Annotated in this window: 16 protein-coding genes; 7 read left to right on the forward strand and 9 right to left on the reverse strand. The window is 39.0% G+C overall.

All coding sequences use genetic code 11. The annotated features are described in order from the left end of the window. The first annotated feature begins 32 nt into the window (after nt 1–32). A complete protein-coding gene (locus tag ACJG85_RS11200; RefSeq protein ID WP_412476438.1) occupies nt 33–7,127 on the forward strand; it encodes a fibronectin type III domain-containing protein in 7,095 nt (2,364 codons plus the stop codon). 37 nt (nt 7,128–7,164) lie between these two features. On the opposite strand, the gene ACJG85_RS11205 is transcribed toward ACJG85_RS11200, so the two are convergent. After that, entirely contained in the window at nt 7,165–7,515 is a 351-nt protein-coding gene (locus tag ACJG85_RS11205; protein ID WP_412464142.1) for a DUF1801 domain-containing protein, read from the reverse strand. Further along, a complete protein-coding gene (locus ACJG85_RS11210; RefSeq protein WP_412464143.1) occupies nt 7,516–8,889 on the reverse strand; it encodes a M28 family peptidase in 1,374 nt (457 codons plus the stop codon). A gap of 86 nt (nt 8,890–8,975) precedes the next feature. On the opposite strand from ACJG85_RS11210, the gene ACJG85_RS11215 reads away from it, so the two are divergent. Genes ACJG85_RS11215 through creD form a run of 5 tightly spaced genes read left to right on the forward strand, consistent with a single transcriptional unit; the run spans nt 8,976 to nt 12,077 of the window. After that, the gene (locus tag ACJG85_RS11215; protein WP_409680517.1) at nt 8,976–9,584 is read left to right on the forward strand and encodes a hypothetical protein; all 609 of its coding nucleotides are present in this window, start codon (nt 8,976–8,978) and stop codon (nt 9,582–9,584) included. Between the two features lies 1 nt (nt 9,585). Beyond that, on the forward strand, nt 9,586–9,882 hold the full coding sequence (locus tag ACJG85_RS11220) for a winged helix-turn-helix domain-containing protein (RefSeq protein WP_409680514.1): 297 nt from the start codon (nt 9,586–9,588) through the stop codon (nt 9,880–9,882). 53 nt (nt 9,883–9,935) lie between these two features. Next, nucleotides 9,936–10,391 carry a hypothetical protein gene (locus ACJG85_RS11225; protein ID WP_412476439.1) on the forward strand — a complete coding sequence of 152 codons (456 nt, stop codon included), beginning with the start codon at nt 9,936–9,938 and terminating at the stop codon, nt 10,389–10,391. 2 nt (nt 10,392–10,393) lie between these two features. After that, a complete protein-coding gene (locus ACJG85_RS11230) occupies nt 10,394–10,711 on the forward strand; it encodes a hypothetical protein (protein ID WP_409680508.1) in 318 nt (105 codons plus the stop codon). A gap of 10 nt (nt 10,712–10,721) precedes the next feature. Beyond that, nucleotides 10,722–12,077, forward strand: a complete 1,356-nt coding sequence (gene creD, locus ACJG85_RS11235) for a cell envelope integrity protein CreD (RefSeq protein ID WP_412476440.1) — start codon at nt 10,722–10,724, stop codon at nt 12,075–12,077. Nucleotides 12,078–12,166: 89 nt separating this feature from the next. Here the strand turns inward: creD and ACJG85_RS11240 are convergent, their stop codons facing one another. The 7 genes from ACJG85_RS11240 to ACJG85_RS11270 all read right to left on the reverse strand — a co-directional run bounded on the left by ACJG85_RS11240 (nt 12,167) and on the right by ACJG85_RS11270 (nt 19,075). After that, a complete protein-coding gene (locus tag ACJG85_RS11240) occupies nt 12,167–13,210 on the reverse strand; it encodes an o-succinylbenzoate synthase (protein WP_412476441.1) in 1,044 nt (347 codons plus the stop codon). Nucleotides 13,211–13,212: 2 nt separating this feature from the next. Next, nucleotides 13,213–14,412, reverse strand: coding sequence for a tetratricopeptide repeat protein (locus ACJG85_RS11245; RefSeq protein WP_412476442.1), 1,200 nt, complete (start codon nt 14,410–14,412; stop codon nt 13,213–13,215). Nucleotides 14,413–14,482: 70 nt separating this feature from the next. Beyond that, complete coding sequence (locus ACJG85_RS11250) at nt 14,483–15,160, reverse strand: metal-dependent hydrolase (protein WP_409680497.1); 678 nt, start codon at nt 15,158–15,160, stop codon at nt 14,483–14,485. An 18-nt stretch (nt 15,161–15,178) separates the two neighbouring features. After that, on the reverse strand, nt 15,179–16,102 hold the full coding sequence (gene menA, locus ACJG85_RS11255) for a 1,4-dihydroxy-2-naphthoate octaprenyltransferase (RefSeq protein WP_412476443.1): 924 nt from the start codon (nt 16,100–16,102) through the stop codon (nt 15,179–15,181). A gap of 84 nt (nt 16,103–16,186) precedes the next feature. Continuing rightward, nucleotides 16,187–17,686, reverse strand: coding sequence for a PH domain-containing protein (locus ACJG85_RS11260; RefSeq protein WP_412476444.1), 1,500 nt, complete (start codon nt 17,684–17,686; stop codon nt 16,187–16,189). Beyond that, on the reverse strand, nt 17,686–18,201 hold the full coding sequence (locus ACJG85_RS11265) for a PH domain-containing protein (RefSeq protein WP_412476445.1): 516 nt from the start codon (nt 18,199–18,201) through the stop codon (nt 17,686–17,688). Before ACJG85_RS11265 ends, ACJG85_RS11260 begins: the two co-directional genes overlap by 1 nt. Before the next feature lie 31 nt (nt 18,202–18,232). Continuing rightward, nucleotides 18,233–19,075 carry a 1,4-dihydroxy-2-naphthoyl-CoA synthase gene (locus tag ACJG85_RS11270; protein ID WP_412464151.1) on the reverse strand — a complete coding sequence of 281 codons (843 nt, stop codon included), beginning with the start codon at nt 19,073–19,075 and terminating at the stop codon, nt 18,233–18,235. Nucleotides 19,076–19,202: 127 nt separating this feature from the next. On the opposite strand from ACJG85_RS11270, the gene ACJG85_RS11275 reads away from it, so the two are divergent. After that, on the forward strand, nt 19,203–20,294 hold the full coding sequence (locus tag ACJG85_RS11275; protein WP_412476446.1) for a C1 family peptidase: 1,092 nt from the start codon (nt 19,203–19,205) through the stop codon (nt 20,292–20,294). The last annotated feature ends 22 nt before the right edge of the window (nt 20,295–20,316 follow it).

The raw sequence follows: 20,316 nt of genomic DNA on the forward strand, positions 1-20,316 counted from the left end.
CCGCTATTACCCTCGACCAAATACCACCCTTTATGAAAAAAATTACAATATTATTAATGACTTTTCTGATGTCATTTTGTGGCTACTCACAAATGGCTTTGGAAGGATTCGAATCAACAACAGGTCCGGATGCGCTTCCTTCAACCAACTGGACCTTAGGAACGGGTAATTGGGCCGTTTTTGACAATGGTGTCGGAACCGTTCAGCGATGGGGAATCAATTCAACAGTGGTTACTCCGCCAACGCCGCCGATTGTTTATCAAGGCACTAACGCTGCTTATGTAAATCGTGAAAATATCGGGCAGAACAACACTTCTGAAGATTACTTAGCGACACCTTTGGTAACCATTCCTACGAATGGTCAGCTTCGTTTTTACACCAGAAGTTTTACTACCGGGAATCAAGGAACGCTTTATCAAATTAAAGTGGCTCCTGCTACTGCGTCACAAACCAATCCGGCTGCTTATTCCTTGGTTCAGCAATGGGATGAAACAACTTTAACAGCTACTTATAACATCTACGAAGAAAAAGTAGTGAGTCTTTCTGCTTATGCCGGACAACAGGTTTATGTATCATTTGTAAAAGTGTACACCCAACCTTTAACTACTTTAGATGGTGACCGTTGGTTGATTGATGATGTGAGAATTGTAGAACAATGTTTAGATCCTACGAATTTAGCGGCAGGCCCAATAACACAAACTTCAGCGACCTTAACATGGGGTAATCCGAGTGGAGCAACTTCATGGGAAATCGAAATATTGCCTTTTGCTGATGCACCAACCGGAGTTGGAGTGATTCACAATGGAACGCCGTCTTATGTAGCAACTGCAACAGCCACGGGAACGCCATTTACTCCAACAACCAATTACAAATATTATGTAAGAGCTTTGTGTGCTAACGGTGTCAGCAGTCAATGGGTAGGACCGTTTGCATTTTCAACCTCATCACCCGGATTGAGTTGTAGTGCTCCAATCGTAATTTCTTCTTTACCTTACACCACTAACGATAACACTGCTAATTATAGTGACAACACTGCAATTGAGGGAGTTCCTGGTAATTCCTGTGGACCTACCAATAGCTATTTAAACGGAAATGACGTAGTTTATGCTTACACAGCTACAACCAATGGAGTTGTTAATGTAAGCATGACACCCACCGCAACTTACTCGGGTATTTTTGTGTATAATAGTTGTGCTAACATCGGTGTCAACTGTGTTGCCGGTGCTGGAAATTCGGGAACAGGGGTTAGAACATTTGATTTAGCTGTTATTGCCGGCACAACTTACTATATTGTGATTTCTACTTGGGCTTCACCACAAACTACAGGATACACTTTAACTTTACAAGCCGTAAACTGTCCGCCTCCAACAACCCTAAGTGTTTCGGGAATCAATCAAACTTCAGCCAATTTGAGTTGGGCCAATCCGGGAGGAGCTACTTCTTGGGAAGTCGCTGTACAAACAGCCGGTTCTCCAATGCCATCGGGTTCAGGAGTACAAACCAACAGTAATACCAATTATCCAGCAACAGGTTTAGCCTCCGGAACTAACTATCAATTTTATGTTAGAGCAGACTGTGGTAACGGGACATTTAGTGCTTGGGCCGGACCTTTCTTATTTACCACAGCAGCCAATTATTGTGCCGGTAATCATTTTTATGATACGGGAGGTGCTACAGGAACTTATAATGACAATGCCAATGTTACTACTGTTATTTGTCCAAATTCTCCCGGTGACCAAGTTACAGTAATTTTTAACTCTTTCAATCTTGAAAGCGGTTACGATTTTCTAAAAATTTACGACGGTAACAGTGCTACCGGAACGCTATTAGGAAATTTTACCGGTGCAACTATACCACCATCATTTACTTCCAGTGCTGTTAATGGATGTTTGACATTTGTATTTACCTCAGACACAAGCATAACAACTACCGGGTGGGACGCCACCATTATTTGCGGACCACCGCCAACTTGCCCGAAACCAACTGCATTGAATATTAGCACTGTAGGACAAAATGGTGCTACTGTAAGCTGGACAGAAGTAGGTACGGCAACTACATGGGAAGTAATATGGTTACCGGCAGGTTCACCGATTCCAACGGCTACAGCAACAGGAGTTATAACCACAAGCAATACTTATGTTATTAGCGGATTGAACTCAGCTACTTCTTATGACGTTTACGTACGTGCAATATGTAACCCTGCTGATATTAGTTTGTGGTCAAATAAAATATCTTTTACCACTTTAATTGTCAATGACGAATGTATCAATGCTGTAAATGTTCCTGTAAACCCTACCACAACTTGTACCTCTGTTACGCCGGGAAGTATTTTAGGAGCTACAGCTTCAGCTCAAGGAAATACTTGTAACGGTACGGATGATGATGATGTATGGTTTCAATTTACAGCAACTAATACTCTTCATATTATTTCATTACTCAATATAGCAGGAAGCACAACCGACTTGTATCATGTAGTTTACACTGGAAGTTGTGGCGCATTGACGCAATTGTATTGTAGTGATAATGAAAATAGTACTGCTAGCAATCTAACTATAGGTCAAGTATATTACATTAGAGTTTATTCTTATACCTCAACCGCAGGACAAACATCTACCTTTAATGTTTGTATAAGTACTCCGGTTCCGCCTCCAAATTGCATCAACAACCAACCGGCAGGAAATACTTGTCAAACTGCAACGCCAATCTGTAACCTTAACGGATACTGTGGAAGTACTTCATCTACTTACACTGCCGACTATTGGTCACAATTAAACAGTACTTTTTGTGGTTCAATAGAAAACAACTCGTTCTTAACCTTTGTTGCTACTTCTACCACCATTTCTTTTGATGTTTGGGTAACAAGCTCTGTCGATAATAATGGTATTCAAATAATGATTTTCAGTGCTAACAATTGTGCCGGAGCTGTAAACAATTTAACTTGTTGGAGTCCGGGTTTAGTCCCAACAGGCTCCACTAATATATCTGCCAATGGATTAGTAGTTGGAAATACCTACTATATAATGATTGATGGATATGGCGGTGACGTTTGTGACTATGTAATTGCAGCCAATACCGGTATTCAAACACAAGTAAACACGACCGTTTCGGACAATCAAATTTGTTTGGGAGAAACAGTAACTCTCAATTCTACCGGTGGTAACGGAAGTTACAATTGGACCTCAAACCCTACTACTACCGGCCTGAGTGCCACAACAGGTAGTACAGTAACTTTTACCCCAACCACTGCCGGAACTTATACCATTTCAGCAACTTCAACTGATGGTAATACTGTTTGTCCTCAAGATGTAACAGATAGTGTGACGATAGTTGTAAATGATAATGTACCGCCTTCATTTGATACTTTTGGGCCTTACTGTGAAGGAGCAACTGTAGCTGTTTTACCAACCACCTCCAATAATGCTATCAACGGAACTTGGACACCTGCAACCATAAGCAATACACAGTCGGGTAGTTATACCTTTACCCCTGAGGCAACTTCATGTGCTTCTCCTTCAACCATCAATGTAACCGTAAATCCAAACATAACTCCAACATTTAGTGCTATCGCACCACTGTGTAATGGTGAAACCGCGCCGATTCTACCATTGGTATCTACTAACAATATTAATGGAACTTGGTCACCATCCATAATTGACAATACTCAGTCAGGAAACTATGTATTTACTCCGGATGCTAATCAATGTGCTTTGAGTATTACTCAAAATGTAGTGGTAAATCAGGTCATCACTCCTACTTTCCTATCTCCTGCTCCTATTTGTAGTGGAGATACAGCACCAATATTACCTACTACTTCATTGAACAACATCACCGGCACTTGGTCTCCGGCTGTAGTAGACAATACTCAAACGGCAACCTATACTTTCACGCCTGATGCCGGTCAATGTGCCAATCCAACTACCTTGGTGATAACAGTTTATCAAAATTGTTCTTTCGGAAGTTTTGCCAGCGCCGTTTGGTTGACCAACTGTGAAGACAACAACTTCTTTAACACTGTAGGTTCAGGAGCTTCGATTATAGGACCGGCTCAAAATATTTTCCCTAACACCGACTTCGGAACCTATTTAACCAATTCCGGTACCTTTAAACTGAGAGGTGGAGAAGTCAAAACATTCAAAATTGCTACCGCTAATGTTTGCAGTGCCAGAATGAACTACCGCATTTATCCTGCTTCCGGAACACCGGGTGCATTCACTGTTTTAAATTTACCTTTCTTCAACGACTGCGTTTCCGGTTCATTCCCAAGTGGCGGCCCTTGTAGTCCCAGTGATCAAAAGTGGCAAATGGTTTTAAACGACAGCCAGTCGCCTGTTGATTTGACGGCTTTTCCTCCGGGAGACTATGTTATTGAGGTATATTACGATATAACCGGTGATATTAATTCTACAACTCAATGTGATGATAGTGTTGCAATCAATAATAATGGAGCCAACTTCATAGCTACTTATACGCTACAAGCCAATCCGAATTTCACCGCTGTCAATCCTTCTGATTGCAGTACAGCTGACGGAAGCATTACCATAAGTGATTTAGCACCTAATACAACTTATAATTTAACTTATAATTACAACACCGTTCAAGTTGGGCCAAATGCAATTACAACAGACGCTACCGGAAACTATACCATTACAGGATTAAGTATTGGCGCTTACAACGGTTTTGGTTTTACAGTAAATGGATGTAGTATTAGCGCTACCAATACCATAACTTTGAATGCACAATCTACTGTTTTAATTTCAAGTACAAATCCGTTAACTTGTAACGGCAACAGTGGAACAATAATAATTAACGGACTCAATCCAAATCAATCTTACAGTGTAACTTATACTGATGACACCACTCCAATTGGTCCGTTGAATTTGAATTCGGACAATAACGGCCAAATTATCATAACCGGTTTAAATGCCGGTGCATATGCCAACTTTAATTTGACAACAACTTACTGTACATATGCATCAAGTCAAGTAGTTACTTTGACCAATCCTAATGCACCGGTTGTGACCGTTAACAGTGAGACAATCTGTTTCAACCAATCCACTACAATAACCGCCACCACACAAACTCCGGGCAATTACATCTATTCATGGACTGTACCTTCAGGATTTGCAAATCCGGGTAATGTGGCGAGCTTTACCACTACTGTGGCCGGTACTTATACAGTAACTGTAACTCCTGTAGGCACCAATTTCTGCAACGGAAGTTTTGAAAATCCGGCTACTTCGGGTGCCTTTCCTAACATGTTAAATGAAAGTGCTGTACCGTGTTGGGAAACCTCAGCTCCCGATGGTATTTTAGAAGTTTGGCCTCAAGGATTTGAAAGTGCTGTGGCCTACCAAGGAACACAACTCATCGAAATCAATGGGAATTCTACTGCTACCGTTTTCCAAGATTTTACTACTTATCCCGGTGCCGAATTACAAATTTCATTCGCACACAAAGGCCGTTGGGGTAATGATGTGGTTCGCGTAGAAATTGGTCCTGTTGGCGGACCTTACACTTCTTTAGGTCAGTTTAACGATGGTAACGCTGCTTGGGTATTTCATACATTAAACTACACTGTTCCAACCTCAGGAGGCAGTAACTACTCCTTAAGATTTGTATCAGTATCAAGTTCAGGCGGAGATCCAACTGTAGGGAATCTTCTGGATGCGGTTAGTGTCACCTCAACCGAATGCTCTTCTACACCGGCTTCAGGAACTGTAACGATAACACCGGCTGTTACCCTGACTTTAGATTCGGCTAACAATACCCAAAACGTTTGTATCGACACTGCCATTCAAAATATCTTGTACACCGCAACCAATGCCACTAATGTAACGGCAAGCGGATTACCTACTGGAATTATCGGTGCATACGACAATACTACCGGAGTGTTTACTATTAGTGGAACACCTACGGCATCAGGTATTTTCAATTATACCGTAACTACTTCTGGTGGCTGTAATGTAGTGATAGCCAATGGCACTATCACAGTTAATGCAACTGTAGCGGCTACTTTCAACAATATCGTTATTTGCCAAGGTGATGCTGTAAGCTTACCAACAACTTCAATCGAAGGATTTAGCGGAACTTGGTCGCCGTCGACTGTAAACAATACACAAACCGGCACTTATAACTTTACTCCGAATGCCGGTCAATGTGCTACAGGCGGTAGTTTAACGGTAACTGTAAATATACCGAATTTACCAACGTTTACAGCAGTTACTCCTATTTGTAGCGGTGGCACTTTAAATGCTTTGCCAACCACTTCGAACAATGCCATTAACGGAACTTGGACACCGGCTTTAAACAATACGGCTACTACAACCTATACTTTCACTCCTACCGGCGGACAATGTGCAAGCACAGCAACTATGACTATAGTGGTAAATCCGAATGTAACGCCTACTTTCACTCCTATTGGTCAATTGTGTATAGGTGAAAGCGCGCCATCTTTACCAACTTCTTCCTTGGAAGGAATTAGCGGAACTTGGACTCCGGCTGTGATTGACAATACCGTTTCGGGCACTTATAGTTTTGCTCCGAATGCCGGACAATGTGCCACCAACGGTTCATTAGCCGTAACCGTTCAAAGTGGTTTCGATTTTGAAATTAATGGTAGTTGCGTTGACAATAACTTTATACTTGAAGTTACAGCGGTAAATGACACTTTCAACACTGACAACGCGAGCTATGCTTGGTACAACAGTAACCTGCAATTAGTAGGATCGAATGCTACTACTTTTAACGTAACAGAGTACATACTCTCTTTATCTTCAGTGCAAACTTTACCGATAACTTTCTCCTTAACGGTTACAACACCTGATGGTTGTTGGAGAAATGAACCGATTACCTTGGATAGAATTTTCTGTGGTATCCAAAAAGGTATTTCGGTTAATAATGACGGTAAAAACGAGTTCTTCGATTTGCGTTTGTTGGATGTTAAAAACTTAACGCTATTCAACCGTTACGGTATGAAAGTTTACAGCAAAAACCAATACAAAGACGAATGGAAAGGCCAATCAGACAATGGCGATGACCTTCCGGACGGAACGTATTATTATGTCATCGAATTCAACAACGGCAGTGAAGCCAAAACCGGTTGGATTTATAAAGCAAAAGAAAATTAAAAATAAAAAGTCCCGAATTTGATTCGGGACTTTTTATTTAATATAATTTTTCAGCCTCCAGAATAACTTGAGTCAACACATTGATATTTATCGATTCTATAGAAATGTATCGCAGGGATTTTATCGTATTTCTGCCGTTATCCGCTATTAAATGATCTAAGTGATTTTGTAATTGGAATCCTTTGGCAAAGCCAACATCTACATATTGCTTTTTGTGACTCGCATTCAAATAACAGAAAGGTTTTCTCTTGTAATAAAAATAAGGTATACCCCATTTGTACTCTAAAGTAGCTTCGGGTAAAGTTTGTTTCATCACATCAACTATACTAAGAAGAATATCTCTGTAATGAGATGGTTGATTGATGATATAATGTTCAGCAGGTTTCAATTAATCAATCCCGTATTGGTCAAACAAATACAATAAAGAAGCCATAGTGGCAGCGCCTAATTCCAATTCTCTTTTGTTTATAGCATCAAAAGTATCATTAGCTGCGTGGTGGTAATCAAAATAGCGTTGCGAGTCGGGACGCAAACCGGCTTTGACAATTTTCTCTGAAGTTAACGGATGAATGTCGGCACCCGTATATCCTTTTACAAAAAGATGTATTAAATAAGGTTCGAATAATGGCATCCAGCTTTTGACTTTAGCAAAATTCGCATCATCACATTCCAACGAAAAGCCTCTCGGAGTAAAGCCGCCGGCATCGCTTTCTACGGCAAAAATATGGTTCTCATTATTGCGTTTGGACTCTGCTTCATATTGTTTTCCGCCTCTACCACCGTTCTCTTCATTCATATACAAAACTACTCTGATAGTATTCTTAGGTTGGTATTTCAGTTTTTTAAAGAGTTCCAAAACCGCCATACTTTGTACACAACCGGCACCGTCATCGTGTGAACCATCGGCCAAGTCCCAAGAATCCAAGTGACCGCTCACTACCATAATTTTCTCCGGATGAACCGAACCTTTGATTTCGCCAATAACATTGTAAGACAGTACATCCTCGAATAATTGACACGATTGTTTGAAGAAGAAAGTCAGCTTCGGATTTTCTTTCAACTTTTTACTCAACAATTCCGCTCCGTTGGTACTGATAGCGGCAGCCGGGATGTATTGCGATTTTGGTAAACTGCCATAACTAGTCGCTCCGGTGTGTGGAAAATCGTCTAATCTTAAATTCAGAGAACGCACTATGGTTCCAACAGCGCCAAATTTGGCTGCTTCTGCAGCACCGGCATACCTTTGATCGCCGCATCGACTGTAAGACACAAAGGTATCAATGTTGTCCGGTTCCATCGGACGATTGAAAAAAACAATCTTACCTTTGATTTTGGCTTCGCCCAAGGTTTCTAATTCTTTTAGGCTATTGACTTCAATCACTTCAGCAGTAATCCCTGATTTTGAGGTAGCTATCGATCCGCCTAAAGCGCAAATCGGTACCTTAATTTTGGATTTAGTATCAATGATAAACGCAGTTTCTTTTTCACCTCGCTCCCATTTAGGCACCATTACTTCTTGTAGAAAAACACGGTCTAAACCCAAAGTTTCCAATTGTTGTTTGGTGTAAAGTACGCCTTTTTGAGCACCTTCGGAACCTGATAAACGCTGGCCTACTTTGTTCGACAAATCGTCTAACCACGAATAACATTGGGAATTCGTTAAAGCGGTTTTGTATATAGATTGCAACATTTGTTCGTCATCAGATTGTGAAAAACCTAACGAAGTCAATAACAATAAGCCACCGAAAAGTACTTTTTTCATGCGATTAATTTTTCTCAAAAATAATTGAAAAAACATTTGGTCACCGAAAAATATTTCATTTACTTTGTTTTTCAAAGTACTTTAAAATGGAAACAAAAGATTATTTGAAAGACATACAAGACATCAAACAGATGATGGCGCAATCGACACAATTTATCTCCTTAAGCGGATTGTCGGGGATATTAGCCGGATTGTATGCTTTGTGTGGTGCTGTAGTGGTTAACTTTTTAATCGACAATCATCATGCTGAATTCATAACTTTAGAGAGCACTACTTTCAAACAAATCATAGCGGTAGCCATAGTAGTTTTGGTTTTGTCCTTGATAACTGCCTATTTCTTAACCGCAAAGAAAGCTAAAAAAGTAGGTGAAAAAGTTTGGAATCCATCATCAAAAAGACTGTTAATTAATTTTTGCATCCCGTTGTTCACCGGAGGTATTTTGGCCCTACTTTTATTGAGACACGGTGTATACGGGCTCATAGCACCTATTACATTGATATTTTACGGATTGGCTTGCGTTAATGCCAGTAAGTATACATTGCGTGATGTGCGCTACTTGGGAATCACCGAGATTATTTTGGGATTGATTGCCGTAGAATATTCCGGTTACGGCTTGTATGTATGGATAGTAGGATTCGGAATTTGTCATATCGTTTACGGCGCCGTGATGTATTATAAGTACGATAGAAATTAAGTTGAAAAACCTTATTCAAAATATCAACAAAGCTTTTGATCACCGAATCCGTTTGGGGATTATGTCGGTATTGATGGTCAATGAGAGTGCCGATTTCAACATGCTCAAAGAACTATTGGGCGTTACCGATGGCAATTTGGCCAGTCATACCAAAGCGTTGGAAAACGAAAACTATATTATGATTGAAAAACAATTCATAGGAAAAAAACCAAATACCCGCTACATTGCCACAGCCTCCGGAAAAAAAGCCTTTCAAGAACACATTGAAGCACTTGAAAAATTAATACAGAAAAGTTAACCCTATTTTTTTATCCAAACACTTTGAAATACAAAGTACTTTTAAATTAAAACATGAGAGATTTAGTCATCGAAAAAATGTACGAATGGAGCAAAAAGCCCTATCAAAAGTTCTTTAAGAAAAATGAACCTTGGCCCATTACCTCCAAAGATTTGATAAGATATCCACCGGAAAGTTTGGGCTTTCACATGGGTTGCTTCTTATTGAAATACCATTTTGAAATCCAACCCAAATTGGAAGATCACGATGTTTTTCACGTCTTAACCAATACAGGTGTTTCGGTGGTGGAAGAAATCGGAATGCAATACTATTTATTGGGAAATGGTAAAAGAAGCGCTTATCAATTCGCCGTTATAGCTATCGGCACAATCTTTTACCCTATGCAATGGAAAGTCTTCCGCCACTTTTACCGTCGTGGTAAATCGGCGCATCAATTTTACGATTTACCCTTTGAAAAAATGCTGTTGCAACCCCTAAAAAACATTCAAAACTCATTTAATATCAAATAATCATGGAAACCTTAGCAGAAACCTATTCGGAAAACGAAAGTAAATTCACTACCTACATCGCCTTAGGCTCTTTTGGCATTGGCTCGTTGCTTTTTATAGCATACTTACTAAAACCAAGCGCAACCTTACTCTTCGCAGGCTTTTACTATGTAATGTGCGCGTTAATAGTTAATGGAGCTGCCTTTTTAAGTTTGGTTGTTGATTTGTTTACCCATTGGGAAAACCGAGAAAACATTATCATAAAAATACTCATTATGTTGGCCAATATTCCGATAACCTTACTGTACCTCTACATCATATTCAATAGTAATCACTTTTAAAATCAATAACATGGAAAATCAAGAAATTCAAGGCAACGAGCCGAAATCATTTTTACAATCCAATACTGCCAAAATAATCATGGTGGGATTCTTAACACTCTTTTTACTCATTCCGTTACTATTTGTTCAGAATTTGATTGAGGAACGCTCTGAACGAAAAAATGAAGTCGACCAAGAAATTGCCACCCTTTGGGGAAGCGATGTCACTTTCTACGGACCAATCCTTCGAATTCCGTATCAAACGTTCGAAAACTACAACGTAACCGACACCAAAACCGGCGCTACGACAATTCAGAAACGGGCTTTTACCCAATATGCTTACTTCTTCCCTAACGAACTGATTAACGTTTCCACGGTAAAGAAAAACGAATCCCTAAAACGCGGTATCTTCAATCCGATAGTCTTTACGGCGAATATGAAGTTCAACGGGAATTTTACAGCACCGAATTTGGCCAAACTCAACATACCCGAAGCCAACGTACAATGGGAAAAAGCGGCTATAGTAGTAAAAACAACCAACTTAAAAAGCATCAAAAGCGAGTTGTCTATCAAACTAAATAACGAAAAACTACTTTTCGAACCACAACCTGACGACAAAAGTGACTATAGTGTTTTAGCTACCAACTTATTTAATTATAGTGATTTGGCTAATGGAAAACCGATACAGTTTCATTTCAACATTCAGTACAACGGCAGCAATAGCATCAACTTTATTCCGATTGGGAAAATTACTAAAGTAACCATGGACTCCGATTGGGAATCGCCGAGCTTAGAAGGCTCATTTGCTGCCAATGATGCTACTAAAGTAGTCAACAAGGATGGCTTTCACGCCGATTGGAAAATACTCGATATCAACAGAACATTTAGTCAACAGTACGCAAGTGCTCTGCCTAACTTAGACGATTACAAATTCGGCGTCAAACTAATTGATACGGTCGACGAATACCAGCAAAACGAACGCGTATCCAAATATGGCTTTTTGGTCATTGGTTTGACTTTTCTGATTTTCTTTTTAATCCAATCTGTAAGTAAAATCAACATTCACATTTTTCAATATTCTATGATTGGCATCGCACTCATCATGTTTTACACTTTGCTCATTTCGATTACCGAACACAGCAGCTTTAGTTTGGCCTATGCTATAGCCGGAACTGCTGTAATTGTAATGATTGCTTTGTATTCGGTTTCTATACTAAAGAATAAAAAATTTCCACTCTTTATTGCCTCAGCACTGACCGTTTTGTACAGTTTTATTTATGTGATTATCCAATTGGAAGATTATGCGCTCTTGGTAGGAAGTATAGGCTTATTTTTAATCCTCGGAGCCGTGATGTATTTCTCCCGAAAAATTGATTGGGGAAAATAAAACTCTGTGAATCTCATTTTTTCTTTGTGAATCTCTGTGCAACTATAAAATCACAGAGATTCACAAAATTTTATTTTGATAAAGAGTGATTAAATTCGATTAAAATCAAAGGCCCACTCGAGTTCATTTAGATACCAAAGTTGGCCTTGCGAAACTTGTAGCGGACTTTCAAAATTATTGGTATACAAAGCGCCCGTACCCAAACCTTGCGGCATTGGATTATTTTGCAAATAGGTAAACTGGGCAATCGCATTCAACCCAATGTTGCTTTCCAAAGCCGAAGTAATCCACCAACCGATTTGATATTTTTCGGCCAAGGCAATCCATTCGGAAGTACCTCGAAATCCACCAATAAAACTCGGCTTCAAAATGATATACTGAGGTTGGATTTTTTGCAACAAAGCTTCTTTATCAGCCAAAGAAAAAACGCCTATGAGTTCCTCGTCTAAAGCAATGGGTAATTGGGTGTTTTTGCAAAGAACTGACATCATGTCAGTCTTGTTTTTTTGTATCGGTTGCTCTATACTATGAATTTGAAAACCAGTAATTTGATTAATTTTATCTAAAGCTTCATTTTCAGAAAAAGCGCCATTAGCATCGACCCTTATTTCCATCGTTTTTGCATCGAAGTTTTGACGAATAAAACGCAATAAAGCCTTCTCTTTTTCAAAATCTATGGCACCTATTTTCATTTTGATGCAACGAAAACCTTGTTCAATTTTCTCTTCAATTTGACGTTTCATAAACGCTTCGTCTCCCATCCAAACCAATCCGTTTATCGCAATAGAAGCTACTCCGGAAGCAAAATTTGAAGGCAACAAAACGAAAGGATTTTCACTTCGCAACGATAAAAAAGCCATCTCAACACCAAACTGAATCGAAGGAAATTCCATTAATGCTTCCCATAATTTTTCAGCACCGAGGTGAATATTGTCGCAAACCCATTGTAGTTTTTCTTCATAATCCGGTCGGTCATCTGCTGAGAGTCCTCGCAAAATGCCGCACTCGCCTATACCCTTTTTTCCATGCTCTTCCAGGATTAAAAACCAAGTTTCTTTATCAGTTAAAACACCTCGTGATGTCCCGGATGGTTGCTTAAAATGCAGTATATATTTGTGATAAGTTGCTTTCATAATTAATTGAAAAGACGCAAAATCTTTTTGAAATTCACTGTATCAAATCCGTTCTTTTCGAATTGTTGGAAATCGGCTTTGGTTTGTTCTGCCCAACTTTTACCGTCTGATAAATGATTGTTTTGGTATTTTTTATGGAGGTCTTTGGCTTTGCCCAATTGGTCGGCAAACAAGTAAACATGCGCTAATTGCAATTGAAAATACAAGTCCGTTTTATCCAAGCTAACCGCTTTTAAATAGGCTTCTTCCGCTTTAACAAACTGCTTGGAAGACAAATACAAACTACCTAACAATCCATAATCCGCTGCTTTAGCCCTTTTTTTATCGATAATTTCCTTTTGAACTGAAAGAATAGCATCTTGGGTTTTATTGCTAAAACGAAGTTGTTGTGCTTCTTTTCGCAGACTTTCAAGGTAACTGTTGAGTTGTCCCGATGCAACCAAACTTTCTTCAATAAGCATTTCTGTTACATTAGTTTTTTCAACAGTCAATAATTTCTGATAATCCGTATAAGTATATTTCTTGGTCAAAGCTGTTAAAAAAGCACCTAAAAACATGTCTTTGTTAGCCACTTTGAGTGTTACATCCGATTTTTCAATGGTTTTCAAAAGGCTTTTTTTTGCTTCAACCGACCAACCGCTTCTCAAACTGTTATTAACCCAAGGCACTACTTCCAAAACAATCTTTTGTTTCATCACCCAGTTCTCACTCTGAAAACCAAACCATAAGTTTTTGGGGTTAGCCGACATGCATTTGGAATCCTCTGTTAAGAGTTTGGCCGCCTTATTAACCGGTTCTTCTTGAGACATACAGGTATTTTTAACGATTCCCGATTTTTCATAGTTTAAGGCATCACTCTCATTGGTAAAAACATAAAATTTACACTTGTCATCACCGGTAATTGTTGACAGCAAAAACACCGCTCCAGCTGTACCTTGACTGATTCCGCTTGGATCCGGAATTGCCTTTAAAAGCGACACCAAACTGGCACTTATTTTCTGATTGTCGTCTAAAAGAGAAATGCGAAAAACCACCTCAGTGGTACCGACAGGCAAATCAGACGACTTGACCGCTTTGCGCTTTCCGGCCTCTAAAATAATGGTTTCGTTGGTGGTGCGAATATTGTCCCAATAGCCTTCATTATTTTGAGCAAAAACAAAATTGGCAAAAAGGAAACAAATAGCTACAATAGATTTTCTCATAGTTTTTTTTCGTTTACAAAACAAGAAGAGTGCCAAAAATGACACTCTCGTTTAGCAATAACATTAGCTGTTACAACTGTATACTTTCACCGATTTCGAGCAACATTAGGTCTTTTCCGGCGTCGAAGAATTTCTTTTTGGCTTCATCATGATTAATTACGATGTAACCGAAAGTATCGTAATGACAACCCAATACCTTATCACAATCTACAAAGTCGGCTGCTATAATGGCGTCTTCAACATCCATAGTGAAATTGCTGCCTATCGGGAAAATAGCCAAATCTAATTGGGTACGCATCGGAATCAATTTCATATCCATATTTAGAGCGGTATCACCGGAAATGTAGATGTTTTTGTGTTCGCCTTCGATGACAAAACCACCGGGATTTCCACCATAAGTTCCGTCGGGAAACGAACTGGAATGAATAGCCGAAACATATTTCACTTTACCGAAATCAAACCCCCAACTTCCGCCGTGATTCATAGGGTGATTTTGAAACCCTTTATTACCGTAATAGGAAGCAATTTCCCAATTGGACACGATAACCGAATTGTTGTTTTTGGCAATGGTTTCCACATCTAAAATATGGTCTTGATGAGCATGAGTAAGCAAGATATAATCTGCTTTTAAAGCACTCACATCAATATGAGCGGCTTTTGGATTTCCGGAGATAAACGGATCAATAATAATATGTTTACCGCTGATTTCTATGCCGATGGTCGCATGACCGTAAAAAGTAATTTTCATAGCTGCAAAATATATTGATTAAACATAATTAACTACAACATCCGAAATGAAGAATATCAAACACAAAGCCAATAAAACCGCTAATAAAAAAGTGCTAATGGCTAACTTTTTCAATTCGGGGTCTAATAATTTCGGATTTTGGTTTTTATACACGGTAATCAAATGACCAATCATAGGAAAATAAGCAACTACAAAGATGTATTGATCAAAATGAAAATCGTTTAACACCGCAAAAACCACAACTAAAACCATGGCTGAAATCACCAAAAAATAATGGTATTTCTTGGCCACAGTTCCACCCATTTTTACTACTAAAGTAAGCTTACCTGATTTCTTATCACTTTCCTCATCGCGCATGTTATTAAGATTCAAAACACCAACACTTAAAAAGCCAATGGCTGTTGCCGGCAGTAACAATAACCAATCAATGTTTTTGGAAAACATAAAATACACACCGAAAGTACTCACCAAGCCGAAGAATACAAACACAAACAAATCGCCGAAACCACGGTAACCGTAAGCGCCTTTTCCAACCGTATAGCGAATAGCCGAAGCTATGGCCAATATTCCCAAAACAAAGAAAATGAAAGAATACAGCAAATAATGGTCTTTGAAAGCAAAGTAAATCAGCAACACGGCAAACAACAAGGTAATTGCTGAAGTCAGCACCATCGCTTTCTTCATAGCGGCAGGTGAAATAACACCGCTTTGTATGGCACGCATCGGCCCAACTCGGTCTTGATTGTCAGTACCTTTTACACCATCGCCATAATCGTTGGCAAAATTGGACAGTATTTGCAAACCTAAAGTAGTTAGCAAAGCAAACGCCACTATATTCCAATTAAACATGCCTTGTGACATGGCATAAAAACTCCCAACAATGATTCCCGATACTGATAGCGGTAATGTTCTGACTCTGGCGGCTTCAACCCAATGTTTCATAATAATTTTAAATATTAAATTTTAGATATGATTTGTTATTAATCTTGACATTAGATACTTTACATCTGACATCTAATATTACTACTACATCCAATTACTGTTAGAGGTTTCAATTTCATACAACCAAAGATTAACATAATCATTAATCTTATCGAATTGACCCAAATGAAAAGTAATATTCCCTCCGGCGGTATGCATGGTCAATGAACCTATATTTAAGCTTTTATGCCAAAACAATTGCGAGGTTGTTATGGCTTGTATTTTATCGATCTGTAGGATTTCTTGATCAACATCCCAAGCGCCACTTTGTTTGATAATGTGATTCTCACTGACAAATAATCTATAATTCCTAAATCCGAATAACAGCAACGTTAACATCAACAAGACATAAATTAAAGCCAAATTAGCATAATGAAAAGCCAGAGGTTCTATCCATTTTCCAAACGTAAAATAAGCGGTTAAAGGTAGTATTATTATCAGGAAAATTGAAAAAATGAGTCGGCGAAAATTAGGCAACAGCATTACCCCTTTTTGAGGTAATTCATGAAACAACAGCTTTAAGATTTCATCACCTTCTGATCGGTTACAACCCGGAATTTCGATTAGCGATTTGCTGTCTTTCTTCTCACCACTAATGGCTTGACGGATTTTGACTTCGAGTACATTGAGCTTTCGCTGGAAATAATTTTCTGAAACCTTAACTATCTGAACCTTTTCGGGTTTTAAAATGGTACTTTGAGTAGAAATTAAACCGTAAGTCAGCATCAAAGAGCCTTTTTGTTTGGTGACTGTGTAGTCGAAAAACTTGATTAGAGTACGAACCACATTAATCACAAAGATAATGGTAAACATCGTTAGCACAAAAATCATCAGCGTGTAAAGTAGCGAATAATCATCAACCAAAACTTTAATGCGATCTGTATCGACCAAATCTTCAGCACCGGCTTGGTGTAGATTTTCATATATGGTAAAGAAGAATGTCAGGATTAAACCGATGCTTTTCACATAATTCGAGGTAAATCCGATTTTGAGTAAACTCACCAAGTTGATTTTCAAAAATGGTATCGTGGTTTCGACTGCTTGAGCGACTTCAGTCTCGGATTCCTGAATTACCGCTTTGCCTTCATTTTCCATTAACTTCGATTTTAAGGCCAAAGCCAAGGCATGCGAGACGGCTTTGATGTTACCTTCTTTCTGATCACTTCCGGCAGTATCAACATCCATGGCGTAAACACCTATCAAGCGTTGGATAAAATTTTGCTTAATGTTCACTTGCTGAATTTTATGCAATTGAATGGTCGTCTTGGTTTTATTAATAATACCGTCATTGATCACAAATTCATCGGTATTGTCATCAATATAAAAGGTAAAATTTCGGTATTTCAAAAAAGAGTAAACGCCGAAATAAACAAAAATACCCAGTGCAATCAGCAGTCCAACCCAAACCGATTTACCTTCGGCTTTCAACAAGGTAATCACTACAATCGGCCAAATATTTTTGAGCAAGACGAATACCATCTCTAAAAAAATCACCAAAACTCCGATAGCAGATTGTCGTTGCGGCTGATTAAAATGGGTTTCCATTACAGTTGTTTTTGAATTTTACCCATTAATAACTGTTTGATCTTTTCGGCTTCCGCTTTAGCAATACCTGGAATCTCCAAATCACTCGAAACACCTCCGGCGGTAAAAATTTCAATTTTAGCCAAGCCAAAAAAGCGCGCAATCCAACCTTCATGAAGTGCTACGTGTTGCACTCGGTTATACGGAATTACCATTGTATTAGTAGCGATAATACCGCTTCGAAAAATCACATCGTGGTTCCTGAAAGCGTAGGCTTTTTTCTTGTATGCCATGCGAGAAAAGAAAAGTAGTATCACCACAAAAATCACAAAACCAGTTGTGACCAGCCAACGATACCCGACTAATTCTTCAATAAAAATCATCGCCAAAACCAAGGCAACAGTCAATATCAAGACCATCAATCCTCTGGAAACCAACAATTCTTTCCAGTAATTCGGATGCAATGAAGTTAGTGTCACTGCTTCATAACGAGGCAGTTGAGTAGTGTCGATTTTTTCGTTGGTGAAGTCTGTCATTTAGAAAAGTAATTTTAATATGGAAAGCTGTTTACGGAATCCATTTGTTCTTTCCGAAGTTCGGCTTTCTTTTCTCCAAAAAGGCATTTCTTCCTTCAATGGCTTCATCGGTCATGTACGCCAAGCGAGTGGCTTCTCCAGCAAAAACCTGTTGTCCAACCATGCCATCATCGGTTAAATTCATGGCGAATTTCAACATCTTGATTGAAGTTGGCGATTTTTCCAAAATCTCCTGAGCCCATTGATAAGCAGTAGTTTCCAACTCTTCGTGAGGAATTACGGCATTCACCATTCCCATATCAAAAGCCTCTTGTGCTGAGTAATTTCGACCTAAAAAGAAAATCTCACGGGCTTTCTTTTGTCCCACCATTTTGGCTAAGTAAGCAGAACCGTACCCTCCGTCAAAACTGGTCACATCGGCATCGGTTTGTTTGAAAATGGCGTGTTCTTTACTGGCTAAGGTTAAGTCGCATACCACATGCAAACTGTGACCACCGCCAACAGCCCAACCCGGAACTACTGCAATAACCACTTTAGGCATAAAGCGAATCAGGCGTTGTACTTCCAAAATATTCAAGCGATGGTAACCATCTTCGCCAACATAGCCTTGATGACCGCGCGCTTTCTGATCGCCGCCACTGCAAAATGACCAAATACCGTCTTTGGTGCTCGGTCCTTCTGCGGAAAGCAAAACCACTCCAATGGAGGTATCTTCCATAGCATCATAAAACGCATTATACAATTCACTGGTGGTTTTTGGACGAAAGGCATTGCGTACATTAGGTCGGTTAAAAGCAATACGCGCTACGCCGTCGCACTTTTTATAAGTGATATCTTCATATTCTTTGGCTGTAACCCATTGGATTGTGCTCATAATAAAACTAGCTGTTTTTAATTTTTCATATAATTAGTTAAAAATAACAGTTAGCCGAGGAAAACCATTATTTTAGCGTAAAAATAAATCATTTTTCGGGTTTAACCTCAATACTAAACATATTCTTATGAATAAAAATTTTATAGCTGTTTCAGCGTTATTTGTGACTTTAAGTGCTTTTTCTCAAAAGTATGATTTTCAAATTGTTAAAGAAATAAAATTTACTCCTGTAATTGCTCAACAAAATACGGGGACTTGTTGGAGTTTTTCCTCAACTTCGTTTTTAGAAGCAGAAATTATTCGCAAAACCGGCACTACAGTCGATTTGTCTGAGATGTACACCGTAAGAAATATTTACCTTGACAAAGCTGAAAATTATGTCATGCGACAAGGAAAAGCACAATTTGGAGAAGGCGGCCTGAATCACGATGTAATGAACAGCGCTTTAAAATACGGCTTAACCACACAAGCGGAATACTCAGGAAAAATTGATCCTGCCGCAAAATATGACCATTCCGGCTTGGTTGCTGCTTTAGAAGACATTGTAAAAAAAGCCGTGACACTTACTCCGAAAGCTTATCCGAATTGGAAGACCGACTACATTGTTGCTCTAGACAAATACATGGGCGAAATTAAAAACATCAAACCCATGACGGCGGAAGATGTGGCCAGAAATTTCAAAATCAATTTCAACGATTACATCACCATCACTTCCTTTATGCACCAACCAATACACACCAAATTTATTTTGAATATTCCGGACAATTTTTCCAACGGATATTTCTACAATTTAACTTTAGATGAATTTATTCAAAATATTGATAATGCTTTAGATAAAGGATTTACTGTAGCTTTAGATAGTGATGTGAGCGAAACCACCTTTTCAAGCACAGCGGGCATAGCCGTTATTCCGCAAAACCAAGCCGATGCCGCCAGTATTTTAACCGAAATCAAACCGGAGAAAGTGATTACGCCAGAATACCGTCAAGCGGAATTTGAGAATTACAACACCACCGATGATCATTTAATGCATATTATAGGTAAGGTCAAAGATCAAAAAGGAAATATTTACTACAAAGTCAAAAATTCCTGGGGTGCAACTTCCGGCAGAGACGGATTCATTTACATGAGTGTTGCTTATATGCGATTGAAAGCCATTTCTGTTTTACTACATAAAGATGCCTTAACCGCATCAACCAAAAAGGCCTTAGGGTTATAAAAAAGGAAGCTAATGCTTCCTT

Source organism: Flavobacterium mekongense (assembly GCF_047038255.1).
Taxonomy (GTDB): Bacteria; Bacteroidota; Bacteroidia; order Flavobacteriales; family Flavobacteriaceae; genus Flavobacterium; species Flavobacterium mekongense.

What these genes read in the sequence shown, in the direction of transcription:
- ACJG85_RS11245 (WP_412476442.1), bottom strand. Translation starts at nt 14,412, where the DNA reads ATGAGAAAATCTATTGTAGCTATTTGTTTCCTTTTTGCCAATTTTGTT.
- creD (WP_412476440.1), top strand. Translation starts at nt 10,722, where the DNA reads ATGGAAAATCAAGAAATTCAAGGCAACGAGCCGAAATCATTTTTACAA.
- ACJG85_RS11265 (WP_412476445.1), bottom strand. Translation starts at nt 18,201, where the DNA reads ATGACAGACTTCACCAACGAAAAAATCGACACTACTCAACTGCCTCGT.
- ACJG85_RS11260 (WP_412476444.1), bottom strand. Translation starts at nt 17,686, where the DNA reads ATGGAAACCCATTTTAATCAGCCGCAACGACAATCTGCTATCGGAGTT.
- ACJG85_RS11215 (WP_409680517.1), top strand. Translation starts at nt 8,976, where the DNA reads ATGGAAACAAAAGATTATTTGAAAGACATACAAGACATCAAACAGATG.
- ACJG85_RS11270 (WP_412464151.1), bottom strand. Translation starts at nt 19,075, where the DNA reads ATGAGCACAATCCAATGGGTTACAGCCAAAGAATATGAAGATATCACT.
- ACJG85_RS11250 (WP_409680497.1), bottom strand. Translation starts at nt 15,160, where the DNA reads ATGAAAATTACTTTTTACGGTCATGCGACCATCGGCATAGAAATCAGC.
- ACJG85_RS11275 (WP_412476446.1), top strand. Translation starts at nt 19,203, where the DNA reads ATGAATAAAAATTTTATAGCTGTTTCAGCGTTATTTGTGACTTTAAGT.
- ACJG85_RS11210 (WP_412464143.1), bottom strand. Translation starts at nt 8,889, where the DNA reads ATGAAAAAAGTACTTTTCGGTGGCTTATTGTTATTGACTTCGTTAGGT.
- ACJG85_RS11200 (WP_412476438.1), top strand. Translation starts at nt 33, where the DNA reads ATGAAAAAAATTACAATATTATTAATGACTTTTCTGATGTCATTTTGT.
- ACJG85_RS11230 (WP_409680508.1), top strand. Translation starts at nt 10,394, where the DNA reads ATGGAAACCTTAGCAGAAACCTATTCGGAAAACGAAAGTAAATTCACT.
- ACJG85_RS11225 (WP_412476439.1), top strand. Translation starts at nt 9,936, where the DNA reads ATGAGAGATTTAGTCATCGAAAAAATGTACGAATGGAGCAAAAAGCCC.
- ACJG85_RS11240 (WP_412476441.1), bottom strand. Translation starts at nt 13,210, where the DNA reads ATGAAAGCAACTTATCACAAATATATACTGCATTTTAAGCAACCATCC.
- menA (WP_412476443.1), bottom strand. Translation starts at nt 16,102, where the DNA reads ATGAAACATTGGGTTGAAGCCGCCAGAGTCAGAACATTACCGCTATCA.